Below are 11,383 nucleotides of genomic sequence, written 5' to 3'. Positions count from 1 at the left end.
CGTGCGCTTCACCTTCGCCATCCCACGCGGCAACGATGGCAGCAATGGAAGCGACGGCTCCCAAGGCCCGCCCGGCGAGATCAGCCAAGCCCAACTCGACAGCGCCATCAGCGGCACGAGTGCGAACACAAACGGCGTGAGCACACTGGACACTGCTTTCGCCGATCCTGACATGGAAGCGATGCGCCAGAAGCTCAATGAGATGATCCTGAATGGGAGAAGGTAGATTCTCGCCATCGCTAGTGGTCGCTGCTGATCTCGCGGTGAATCGCAAATGATGCCGTGCCTCAACCAACGGCACCGGCAAGCTGCTGCGGCGCTGGGAAGAGGATGGAGTTTTCGAGATGGATGTGACAATGGGTCGGGCATTGCGGTTTATTGGAGCAAGCTATTTAATTTCCCCATGAGAACTGCCTTTCTTCTTCTGCTGCTCGTTTCGGCTTCCGGATTGTTCGCGGAACTGCCCGAGCCATCTGCGGAGAAGCTGCCGCGGTGGCGCGGGTTCAATCTGCTCGAAAAGTTTTATTTCAAAGGCCGGCACGAGCCGTTCATCGAGGAGGATTTCCGGCTCATCGCGGAGCTGGGGTTCAATTTCGTGCGGCTGCCGATGGATTATCGCGGCTGGATTCGCGGCGGGGACTGGGAGCAGCTCGATGAGGACGCGCTGCGGCAGATTGATGAAGCCGTGACGTGGGGCGGGAAACATGGCATCCATGTCTGCATCAATTTTCACCGCGCTCCTGGCTACACCGTGGCGAAGCCGCCGGAGGCACGGAGCCTGTGGACGGACGCGGAGGCGCAGCGTGTGTGCGCGATGCACTGGGCGGCGTTTGCGCGGCGCTACCGCGAGGTGCCGAACGCGCGGCTGAGCTTCAATCTGCTCAACGAACCCGCCGAGGTGGACCGCGCGGTGTTTCTCCGCGTGATGAAGCTGCTCGTGGACGCCATCCGCGCCGAGGACCCGAAACGGCTCATCATCTGCGACGGCCCGAAATGGGGCCAGGTGCCGATGGAGGAGCTGCGCGAGCTGAAAGTGGCCTCGGCGACTCGCGGCTACACGCCGATGGAGATCAGCCACTACGGCGCGAGCTGGGTGAACAGCGCTCGTTTCCCCAAACCGGCCTGGCCGCGCAGTTTCGGCTCGAACGGCCTTTTGCACGGCGCGGTGAAAAAGGAGCTTTCGCGGCCGCTGGTGATTGAGGGACGCTTTGAGCCTGCAATGACACTGCGGCTGCGTGTGGGCGTGGTGTCCTCGAAAGCGCGGCTCGTCGTCGCCGCGGATGACGCGGTCGTTTTTGACAAGCTCTTCGTCTGCGGTCCCGGCGAGGGCGAGTGGCGGAAGGCGGAGTTCAAAGAGCAGTGGAAGACCTGGCAGAACGTCTATGACCGCGACTACACCGCGAAAATCCCGGCCGGGACGAAGGCCGTGTCCGTGCGCGTCACCGAGGGCGACTGGCTTTCGCTGAGCGAGATCGGTGTGGTGCAGGGCGGAGCGGAGTCCGTGGTGCAACTGGAGAGCAAATACGGCGAAAAACCCGGCCCGCTGCGCTGGCAGGACGGTCATCTGACCGGCGCAGTGCTGCAGGACGGCGCATGGCTCAAGACTAACGCCGTCGCGCCGTGGATGCAGCTCGCGGAGCGCGGCGTGGGCGTGATGGTGGGCGAGTGGGGTGCCTTCCACCGCACGCCGCATGACGACACGCTGCGCTGGGCGGAGGACTGCCTGCGCAACTGGCAGGCCGCCGGCTTCGGCTGGGCGCTGTGGAACTTCCGCGGCTCCTTCGGCATCCTCGACAGCGAACGCACCGATGTGCGCTACGAGGACTTTCACGGCCACCAGCTCGACCGCCGGTTTCTCGAACTGCTGGAAAAATACTGAACCACCCGCCGCCATGACAATCGCAGTGCGACCTGTCACACGGTATTTACTTCCCGTGACCACCGGTTGCCAGTGGTCGCCGCTGATCTGGTGGTGCATCGCAGATGATGCCGTGCCTCAACCAGCCGCACTGGCGAGCTGCTGCGCCGCTGGGAAGAGGATGGAGTTTTCGAGATGGATGTGGCGATGCAGATCCTCCTCCAGGTCTTGCAAGCCGGCAAAGAGGGCGCGGTAGGTGTTGCAGGCCTCGATGGGGGGTGAGTAGTCGTGACTCAGGGCACGCATCTCCGCCAGCGCCGAGCCGGCATCCTCATGCTCGTGCATCATGCAGGAGATGGGGCCATCCAGCGGGCCGAAGGAGGGCTGGCCTGCTTCCAATGCCCTGATGGCGGGAAACAGCACCTGCTCCTCCTTTGCCATGTGGCTGATGAGTTCGTCTTCCATGCCTTGAAACACCTCAAAGATGGTCACCAGTGAAGGAGTATGGCCGCCATGCACATGTGCGACGCGCTCCGCCATCATGTGCAGGCGCGGGAGTTCCTGTCGCAGGAATGTGTGATGCGTTTTGACGATGAAATCAGCCAACTGCGTCGGCGGCAGCTCGGCTGGATTGAAATCCGGTGCCTTGTTGCTGTGCTGCTCGGCTTCGAGTTGCTCCAGAACGCTTTCGAGCGCCACGCCGCGTCGTTCGCATGCCTCGCGCAGGGTGCGTCCGCCCTGGCAGCAGAAGTCGATTTTGAAATCCTGGAAGACTCGCGAACGTCCGGGACGTTCGGCGACGAGTTCGCCCACCGTGCGGTCGGCGGTGGTGGTTCCAGGTGGCGAAATGATGTTGGGATGGTGGCTCATGGTGATCGTTGGGTTGGTTGTGAACTTTTGTTTCGAGGAGAAAGTCAGATGGCGTGGTCGGCAGGCAGATCGGCACCGTTCCAGACCTGGCAGGCAGACCAGTCCGCTTTGGCCCCCGACCAAAAATCATCGTCGGGAGGCAAGCCGAGCGGCAGGAAGGCAAAAGTGCAGAGGTAGAGGCTGCCGGTGCTGATGTAGCTCTCGCCGAGGGACGGTTGATGGCCGGAGAGGCCGATGCGGAGCCAGCCTTGATCATCGAACGTGCCTGTAGGCGTGAGGGTGCGCTGAATGACGGCACTCAAAGCACCGCGAACCTGCGCAGGAGGCACACCGACAGGCAACTGCCGCCGCAGCGCCATGTCCGCGAGGTGATGAAAAGCTCCGCAGCGGTAGGTAATGGAGCGGCCGATGGGCGGATACGTGCCGTCAGGCGCGATGAGTCGCTCCTGGATGGCGGCGAAGCGCTGCGCACGCTTCATGATGGTGGCGCGGTGCCCTTCCCAACGCGCATCGAAGGGCTTCATGAGATCAAGCACTGCGAGCAGCATGGGCTGGATGACGAAGCTGTTGTAGTAGTCCCAGTGAAACTTAGGGCCGTCGCCATACATGCCATCGCCCTGATACCACTCCTCGTGCGCGGTGATGGCGGTCTCGATGGGTTCTGGCAGCCACGAAGCACCGATGGAAGCGAGAAAGGCCTCAATGGTGGCGGAGAAGAGCAGCCAGTTGTTTTTGCCGGGCTTGAACTTTCGCGTGCTCTGCAAGGCGGTGACGAAGCGCTCTCGTGTGGTGGTGTCTAAAGCGTCCCAAAGCTCGTTTTTGGCTCGTGAGAGGCCTAGAGCCAAAAATGCGGCATCGACGAGATTCTGCGTGGCGACGGTAAAATCGAGTTTGTCGGCTGAAGTTGGCTCCACGGCGTTTGCGAGAGCTTTTCGGGTCTGCGCAGCCATTTTCACACGAAGGGCTTCTTCAGCCGAATCGAGCCCAGAGGCCGCAAGCCACGGTGCGAGGCCTGCAAGCGTGCGTCCGAGTGCTTCGAGATGCGTGGCAGCAGCGCGTTTGGTCTCGTGGCCTTTTTGAGCCTCCACAGGCATGTTTTTCTTCAACTGCTGCGCGGCAAGATTCGCGATGACTGGTTCGGAAACCTTCATCAGCATCTCAACCCACGCCGCCCGGCCCAGGCCTTTCGGCGAGAGGCCTGATGGTGCGGCATTCGCCCCTGGCAGCAGCGGGCGGGCCATCACCGCGCCTGCTACGAGCGAACTTTGCAGCAAACGCCGGCGATTGATCGTGGAGTGGATGTTCATGAGTGAAAGGCGGCTTAGCCGCCCAGCGGACCTGGCGGTGGGGTCATTTGTTCGAGCGCGGCGGTGAAGGAGCTCATGTCCTTGCCGACGACATCGCCGATGAGGCAGTCGATGAGCGCGGCGCGTTGTTCAGGGAAGCGCCGGGCGAATTTGGGAAAGCTGAACTCGGGGTCGTAGAAGGCGTGGATGAGCTGGCGGATGATGCCGACGCCTTTCCAGAGCGCGGGCTCGAAGGCTCCGAGCTTCGCAGCCGATAGATCGCCGGATTTCAGAGCTGCATCAATGGAACCGGCGGCGAGTTCGGCGGAACCGAGCGCGAGATAGAGGCCGGAGGAATAGATGGGATCAAGGAAGGCGCGGGCATCACCGATCATCACCCAGCCGTCGCCGCTGGTCTGGCGGTTCAGGTAGGCGAGCTGGCGGCTGCCGCGAACGGGGCCGATGCGCTCCGCGCTGACGAGGCGCTCGGAGAGAGCGGCGCATTTCGAGACTTCGCGCAAAAAAGCGGTCTCCATGTCGTCGCTGTCGCCGAGGAGATAATGCGGATCAGCGACGATGCCGACGCTGACGATGTCATCCGGGAGCGGGATATACCAAAACCAGCCGCCACCGGGAATCATGAACATGGTGGTTTCGCCCGCGTCGATGCCGGGCAGGCGTTTTCCGCCGCGATAGTAGCCCCAGGCGGAGGCTTTGCGCAGGTCTTGGAGTTCCTCGCGCAGATGAAGCTGGCGTCCGATCACGCAGGCGCGGCCTGAGGCATCGACGACGACCTTCGCACGCAGTTCCTCGCCGTTCGTGCTGCCGTTCAAGCGCACGCCGACGGCTTTGTCGTTCTCAAAGAGCACTTCCTTCACACCGGCATCACGGACGTGAACGCCGCTCTCGCGGGCGTGGTCGAGCATCATCATGTCGAACTCGCTGCGCTCAACCTGCCAGGTGCGAGCGCGGTCGCCTTCGATGGTTTCGGAGAAATAGAAGGGCGTGGCCTCGTGTCCATCTGCGGAGACGAAACGCACGCTGTGCTTCACCGGGAAGTGCGAGGTGCGCATCTTCGGCAGCAGGCCAAGGCGGTCGAAAATGCCGTGGGTGTGCGGGATGAGCGATTCGCCGATGTGATAGCGCGGGAAGTGCGCTGCTTCGAGCACGACGCAGCGATGCCCGGCGCGGCTTAGAAAGGTGCCGAGCGCGGCACCAGCGGGGCCACCGCCGATGACGGCAACATCCCATTCGTTGTCAGTGGTTGAGTTCATGGTGACTGAGTTGGCTCCTCATGTGCGGCGCATTCGGCCACACGTTTTGAGGTGAAGGCATCGGTGAGCAGGCCTTCGAGGTAGAGGCCCTCGATCTGGCGGAGACGACCGGTGACCTGGCTCTTGGTAAATTTGGCCGTGGTGCCGACGAGTTTTTTCTTCGCTTCCTCGATGTCCGCAGGCGTGGCGGGCGGCATGACGCGTTTCGGCGCGGGTCTGTTGTCTGGATCAAAGACAACGGCCTTCAAATCGGGCGCGGGGACGAGATGACGCCAGAGGAATGCCTGCATGCGGTCCTCGCAGGGCACGGCGTCGTGTTGCAGCGCGGCTTGATTCGCAGCCTGCGTGGTGCTGCCAGTGACGATGAGATCAAAGGCCGGCGTAGAGGAGGGCAGATCGCATTTGATGGCGAGTCGCGCGACGCTTTGCGTGCCGGTGAGAGTGACCGGTTTGCACGACACTCCGGCGGGCGGATTCTTCAAGGTGATGGTGATGGGCGCGGTGCAGCCGTCCTTGCGCTGCACATAGACGCTGATGCTGCCGCCGCCGGATTTGGCGCGCAGCGTGATGCTCGATGGCACGGTGCGCAGGGCAAAATCCGGCCGCGCGGCGCTGATGCGCAGGCGGTAGCCGTATTCCTCCCCGCCGCCGCGCACAGTGTCGCTGATGTGGACGCGATACGCGCCGTCGGTGGGCAGCTTGAGCGTGGCATACGAGTCGGCGTGGTGCGTGTTCACGCCGTTGCCGGCGTCTTCATAGTCATCGTTAAAGGCGAGCATCTTGCCGTCGGGTCCGGTGATTTTGAGCACGGGGTCCATCGGCGACTCCAGGCGGCGTGCCTGCACCTCGGTCACGAGGTCCTGCCCGGCCTTCCCTTGGAACTCAAAGACATCCCAGTCGCCTTTTTTGTCGATACGGCCGTTCACGATGACGGGCAGCGTGACTTTCTGCGCGGCGCTGCTGCTGTCGTTCGGCTCTTTGTCGAAGGTCTCCGGCAAGCTGTCGAGCGCGAAGGGCACGGCGTTTGAAACGACGCCTGTCACGATGGCTGCCACGCTTTGCACGCCTGCGCCAGCGTCTTTCGCGGGCTGCTTCAAAGCCGCACCTTCGAGATTCCAGCCCTGCATCTTGAGCTGATGTGTCTCGCCGACGTGGCCTCCGAGCGGGAAGACGCTGGTGAGATAAGGCTGCTCGCCGATGGTGATGCGATACACAAAGTCCTCGCGTCCACGATGGATCGCATCCGAGAGGGCAGCGGTGTATTCGCCGTCCTGCGGCACCTCGAAGAGCACGACGGGGTCCGGCTTGAAGCGAAAATCATCCTGGTAGGCGACTTCTTTTCCTTTGCTGTCGTAAAGCGCGAGCACGGGCTGGAACCAGCCGGGCACGGCATCGGCGATGAAGGGAATCAATTGCCTTGCGAGCGCGGAGATGACCAGCCGCTGGCCTTTGCGGGCGGTGAAACGGTAGCGGTTCACCTCGCCGGAGGCGATCTGGCCGTTGAGCGTGCAGGGCGGTGTGACGTTGACCAGTTCCTCTTCGATGGGCCGTTTGCGCAGCGCGAGCTGTTCCTTGCCGAGGACTTGAAACTCGGCGGTGAGCATGGGCTTGCGCGTCATCTCAGGGAGCTGGCCGACGTGGAAGGCGAGCGGGTTCGACACACCCTGATGGGTGACGAGCCGCAACTCCCGCTTTCCAGGCGTGGCGTCTTTCGCGATGGTGAAATCGAGAAACACGAGGCCCGAGAGCGCGGCGCTGGCGGGACGCTGGCAGTATTCACCGATGCGCTTCTCGATGCGGGCGATGAGATCGTCTGTGGCTGGGTCGGGTGCCTTTGCGGCTTTTTGCGCGGCCTTCAGCTCGCGCAACTGGTCGCGCAGCAGCGTGATCTCCTGCGGGCCGATGCGGCTGAAGCAACGATCCACCTTGGCACTGACACCGCCGCCGGTGACGATGACTCCGGTGACGTTGTCGAGCGACTGCCCGCCGATCTTCACGGCAAAGGTGGCACCCTGCTGGCCGCCAGCGGGATAGACGTAGCCCATGTATGGCCGTGACTGCGCTTTGACCTTCGGAGCCGCGAGAGCCATCACCGCGGTGGCGGCGAGCACGGCAGTGACCAGTGTCATTTTCATGGCGGTGAGTGGTTACATGATTTCAGTGAGCAAACCGGCGGACTTCACGCCTTCCTCACCGTAGGGCAGGACGTGGGCTTCGAGGCCCATCGGGTGCGGGAGTTTTGCCTTCGGATCGATGCCCGCGAGCTGATAGACGCTGCCAAGTAAATCCACGGGATATACGGGGCGGTCCTTCACCTCCTCCGCCTTGGCATCGGAGGAACCGACAACGTGGCCGCCTTTGAATCCGCCGCCCGCGACAAGCACGGAGAAGACCTTGCCGTAGTGATTGCGCCCGCCATTCCACGGCGGCTGCCAGTCGATCTTTGGCCCACGTCCAAACTCACCGCAGCACCACACGAGCGTGCTTTCCAGCAAGCCGCGCTCTTTGAGGTCGAGCAGCAGCGCGGCGAGACCTTGATCGAGCTCCGGCGCCTGGCGGCCCATCGTCTGGAAGTGATTGCTGTGCGTGTCCCAGCCGCCGGGATAATTGATCACGATGTAAGGCACGCCCGACTCCACCATGCGCCGCGCGGCGAGGCAGTCCTGGCCGAAGGTGTGGCGCCCGTAGCGGTCGCGCAGTTCAGGTTTCTCCTTCGAGAGATCGAAGACCTCGCGTCCTTTGCCGAGGATCATGTCATACGCCTCCGCCTTGGCCTGCTCGGAGGCGGTGAGTTGCGCATCGCCGCCTGCGGTTTGCCTCAGCGTGTCCATTTTCGCGAGCAAATCACGCCGCGCCTGCTGGCGTGTATCGCTGATGCTGCGGGAGATGACTCCCTCGACCTCGAAGCGGGAGGCGTTTGGATCGCCGCCGGTGGCAAAAGGCTTCAACTTGGCCCCGAGGAAGCCTTCTTCTGAAAAACGGCCCTGTGGCTGCGTGAGCACCACATAGGGCGGGAGCACGCCTTTGTAGTTTTTGCCACGAAAATACGAAAACACCGCGCCGACGCTCGGATACGCCAGACGCTCGCCTGGCTGATGAGCGGTCTGCACGAGATACGCAGCGGTTTCGTGGCCGTTGTTGCCATGCGTCATGCTGCGGATGAGTGAAAACTTGTCCGCCTGCTGCGCGAGTTTTGGAAACCACTCGCTTAGCCGGATGCCAGCCACGTTGGTGGAGAGCGGGGCCTTCATCGGGCCATTGTAATCGTAGCCCGCGTCCGGTTTCGGGTCCCAGGTGTCGTTGTGGGACATGCCGCCCCACAGGAAGACCTGGATGACGGATTTCGCCTTCGTTTTGAAGGGTGCGGCAGGCAATGCCTGCGGCGCTGGAGCGGTGGCGGCGTGTGTGTTGGAAAACAACACGCTCGCGGTGCTGAAGAGACCGGCCTGCATGACATCCCGCCGCGTGGTGGAGCGGCTGCATGTCATGCCGATTTGATGGAGGTTCGACGTGCTCATGATGATTCGGAGGTTGGGGGTTAGTGACGAAACAAAAACTCGCTGCTGTTGAGCAGCGCCCACGCGATGTCGTTCCACTCCTCGGTGCGTTTGCCGGTGCGCGGTTTGCCGACTTTGTTCAGACCTTCCCTTGGCTCGCCATACGAGAGAGCCAGCTCCACCTCGGCGGAGGTCGGCAGGCGCGAGAGGATGGTCAGATAAAGCTCGTCGAGCGTTTTCTGCGGCGTGCGTCTCGCATTGATGATGTCTCTGAGGCCGGGACCGCTCTCCAGCTTCTTTTGAATCTGGGTGGAGTTCAAAAGATGCAACCACTGCGGCGCGATGAACTTGTTCGACCGCTCTTCCTCCATGCCAGTGGCGCGCGCCGAACGTCCGAAGAGCGCGAGGAAGGGACTGGTGATGCTGCCGTCGCCAATCGACATCGCCGGCTCGCCCTGCGGGATGTAGGTGAAGGGCTCGGGAATGGCGCTGGTGTAAAGCTCAGTGGTGCCGGTGATCTTGTTGATCGCATCAATGATCAGTTCGGCCTCCAGACGGCGCAGCGGATAGCGGGCAAAGTGCGCCTCCGGCTTCGTGTCGCCTAGCAGCGAGGATGCCTGGTAGGTGTTCGAGTTCAAAATGAGCCGGTAAAGGTGCTTCAAGTTGTATTTCGACTTCACCAGCTCGCCTTCGAGATAAGCGAGCAGCTCGGGATTCGACGGCGGATTGTTTTCACGGAGGTCATCCGGCGCATGGATGATGCCGCGACCCAGAAACCAGGACCAAACGCGGTTCGCGATGCTCCGCGTGAACCACGGATTTTTCGGCGTGATGAGCCATTCTGCGAAGACTTCGCGCGGATCGCGGTCCTCCGGAAGCTTGATCTTCTTCCCATCCGGGAACACCGCCTCGCCTGTCGCTGGCAACGCCGGAGCGTCCGTCGTGGCGACACCTTGCGCGGGCGCGGCAGGTTTTCCGATCTCCTCGATGGAGGCTTTCCCCGGCGCGATGTTTCCCGCCAGCGTGTGCGTGCCCATCGGGTCCCAGAAGACGTGCTCCTCCTTCCACTCGCTCGTCGGCTTGTAGCCCACCTGCGTGAAGAACCGAGCCATGCACGCGAGCTTCTCCGGCTTCCACGCATCCGTGCGTACGCCCATGAAGGTGAGCGCCACCGTGGATGCTATGCCCTCCGGCTCGCGGTTCTGCATCGCGCGGTAAAAGTTCACGGGACCGACGCGGAAGTTGCTGCCGCTCGATGTCAGCAGATCACGCGCGAACTGATCGTAGGGCATGTTGTCCTCAATCGCCGTCATCACCCAACGGTGATAGGCCTGCGCCGCGTTCGGCCACAGATTGATCGGGAACTCCGCCTTGATGCGCAGCAGATCGCTCCACTTCATGGCCCAATACACCGCGAACTCATCGCGCTGGAGCAGCGCCTCGATCAAAGCACGGCGTTTGTCCGGTTTCGTGTCCTCGATGAAGGCGCGCGCCTCAGCCGCCGTCGGCAACGTGCCGATGACATCGAGGAAGGCGCGGCGCACAAACACCGCGTCTGGACAGAGCACCGCTTTGACACCGAGCGGCGCGAGTTTCGCCATCACGAGCCTGTCGATCTCGCCCGCAGGCTTCACCGGCGAGGTGCTCTCGTAGATCGGCGGCTCAACCTTGGGTTCCGGTTTCGGCTGCGGAGGCGGCAGCACCGGCACAGCGGCCTTTTTGGATGCCGTGGCGAGCAGCGGTGACTTCGCTGCATTGGCTTTTGGAGTCGCTGGCGTGGGTTTGACGGCAGGCGACGGCGCGGCGGCAGGCGTGCTTTTGCGTGCCGTGTCGTCAACCGCTCCGGCTGCGGTCATCGCGGCCAGCAGGAAGAAGAGACATGGGGGGTTCATGGCGAATCATCGGGTGGTCTGAAGCTGGGACTGGGGTTTGCGCACACGGGAGAAGGCCACGCCCTCGATCTCCACGAGCAGGTCCGAGCGGCACACATCCGCCACCGCGTAAATGGAGGGAACATGGCCCACGCGACGCTCGCAAACGGCGCGGCATGCCTCGTAGTCCTCAGGTCGTTTCACATACACATGCAACCGCGCGAGATCCTCGAAAGTGGCTCCAGCATCCGCCCAGCCCTGCCGCGCAAAGTTTTCCGGTGCGATGAGCTTCTCGATGTTTGTGAGCGTCTGCTCCGTCTGCTTCACGATGTCACCTCTGTGGACTGTTTCAGAGTTCACGATGCTCGCCGTCCCGGAGATCCACGTCGTGACATACTCGCCTGCCCGCACCGCCATCGCGCGGGCGAACTTCGGGCTCTTGAGGGAATACTCCTTCGGATAATCGAAGGCGGAGGTTTGAAGTGGATTCTCCAGCGCCATGAGCTGCACATCCTCGCGATCTGTCTGCAAGGCCATGCAGGCCGTGACCAGTCCATGGCAAAGCGTGCCGATGCCCGTGCTGGCCGGATAGATGGCATGGCCGTTGTGTGCCAACTTCACCGGCCGGTGCTCAAAGTCGATGCCTGCAAAGAAGTCTGTGCGGGCGCGGTTCAGCTCGCGGTAGCGCTCCACACCATCCACCTCCTCCGTGATGCAGCCCTGGTAG

The 11,383-nt window shown here is 62.5% G+C and carries 9 protein-coding genes; 2 read left to right on the top strand and 7 right to left on the bottom strand.

Features of this window, described 5'->3' with window-relative positions; translation table 11 throughout:
- A partial coding sequence (locus tag IAE77_RS15650) for a hypothetical protein (protein WP_294228138.1) occupies positions 1 to 226 on the top strand: 226 nt, incomplete at its 5' end.
- 177 nt (positions 227 to 403) lie between these two features.
- Positions 404 to 1,879 (top strand): cellulase family glycosylhydrolase, encoded by a 1,476-nt coding sequence (locus IAE77_RS15645; protein WP_294228137.1) that lies wholly within the window; start codon positions 404 to 406, stop codon positions 1,877 to 1,879.
- Between the two features lie 117 nt (positions 1,880 to 1,996).
- On the opposite strand, the gene ric is transcribed toward IAE77_RS15645, so the two are convergent.
- The 7 genes from ric to IAE77_RS15610 form a co-directional block, all read right to left on the bottom strand.
- Positions 1,997 to 2,728, bottom strand: a complete 732-nt coding sequence (gene ric, locus IAE77_RS15640) for an iron-sulfur cluster repair di-iron protein (protein ID WP_294228135.1) — start codon at positions 2,726 to 2,728, stop codon at positions 1,997 to 1,999.
- A 44-nt stretch (positions 2,729 to 2,772) separates the two neighbouring features.
- Positions 2,773 to 4,035: a DUF2264 domain-containing protein gene (locus IAE77_RS15635; protein WP_294228134.1), complete on the bottom strand. Its 1,263-nt coding sequence runs from the start codon at positions 4,033 to 4,035 to the stop codon at positions 2,773 to 2,775.
- A gap of 14 nt (positions 4,036 to 4,049) precedes the next feature.
- Positions 4,050 to 5,288 (bottom strand): NAD(P)/FAD-dependent oxidoreductase, encoded by a 1,239-nt coding sequence (locus IAE77_RS15630; protein WP_294228132.1) that lies wholly within the window; start codon positions 5,286 to 5,288, stop codon positions 4,050 to 4,052.
- Complete coding sequence (locus tag IAE77_RS15625; protein WP_294228130.1) at positions 5,285 to 7,423, bottom strand: hypothetical protein; 2,139 nt, start codon at positions 7,421 to 7,423, stop codon at positions 5,285 to 5,287. Before IAE77_RS15625 ends, IAE77_RS15630 begins: the two co-directional genes overlap by 4 nt.
- A 12-nt stretch (positions 7,424 to 7,435) precedes the next feature.
- The gene (locus tag IAE77_RS15620; protein WP_294228129.1) at positions 7,436 to 8,806 is read right to left on the bottom strand and encodes a DUF1501 domain-containing protein; all 1,371 of its coding nucleotides are present in this window, start codon (positions 8,804 to 8,806) and stop codon (positions 7,436 to 7,438) included.
- Between the two features lie 20 nt (positions 8,807 to 8,826).
- Complete coding sequence (locus IAE77_RS15615; RefSeq protein ID WP_294228128.1) at positions 8,827 to 10,677, bottom strand: DUF1553 domain-containing protein; 1,851 nt, start codon at positions 10,675 to 10,677, stop codon at positions 8,827 to 8,829.
- A 6-nt stretch (positions 10,678 to 10,683) separates the two neighbouring features.
- Positions 10,684 to 11,383 (bottom strand): Rid family hydrolase (locus tag IAE77_RS15610; RefSeq protein ID WP_294228127.1); only part of this gene is annotated, 700 nt, incomplete at its 5' end.

This window comes from Prosthecobacter sp. (assembly GCF_014879935.1).
In the GTDB taxonomy this organism is placed as follows: Bacteria; Verrucomicrobiota; Verrucomicrobiia; order Verrucomicrobiales; family Verrucomicrobiaceae; genus Prosthecobacter.
The sequence above is the reverse complement of the archived record's forward strand: the minus strand, read 5'-3'. Positions and strand labels throughout refer to the sequence as shown.